This is a genomic window from Citrobacter sp. VF227, assembly GCF_052950715.1.
On record NZ_JBRFVF010000173.1, the window covers coordinates 1 to 591 of the forward strand.

A 591-nucleotide genomic window follows, 5' to 3' on the forward strand; every position below is an offset into this window, starting at 1 on the left:
TCGCCGCCAGGGTGCTTGAGGAGGTGCCCCTGCAAACGCCGGAATGCATCCGGCATCTCGGCGAAGGGAGCCCCATTGCGCAGGGCGCCTGGCTTGCGTTGGATGACCGCCAGATAGTGGCGCCAGTCGTAGATCGTGCGCCCGGCCACGCTGTGCGAGCGCGATATGACTCGCAGATGCTCGCACAGGATCCGGCCTTCTGCGGCCACGACGATGCGCTCGGGGTAGATCCTCACGCTTACGGGGCGATTGGCAAGCGATGCCGGAACCGAATAGCGGTTGCGCTCGAAGTGCACGAGGCAGGTCGGCGAGACCCGCTTTGTGTGCTCGACGAAGCCGTCGAACGGTCGCCCGAGCGGCATCAGGCTCGCGACCTCGGCGCTCCACGCATCGGCGAGCGTGCCGGGGAGATCTCCATGCGGGATCTCCTTCCAGGCCGCGATGCAGCGCATCTCAAGCCAGGCGTTCAACCCATCGAGATCGGCGAAGCTGGGGAGCGGCTGCCACAGCCGGCGACGCGCGTCCTGCACGTTCTTCTCGACCTGCCCCTTCTCCCAGCCTGAGGCGGGATTGCAGAAGGTCGTGTCGAAT

The 591-nt window shown here is 66.3% G+C and carries 1 protein-coding gene; it reads right to left on the bottom strand.

Annotated features, from left to right (window positions below; genetic code table 11):
* A partial coding sequence (locus ACU8YC_RS25735) for a Mu transposase domain-containing protein (RefSeq protein ID WP_446896070.1) occupies nucleotides 1-591 on the bottom strand: 591 nt, incomplete at both ends.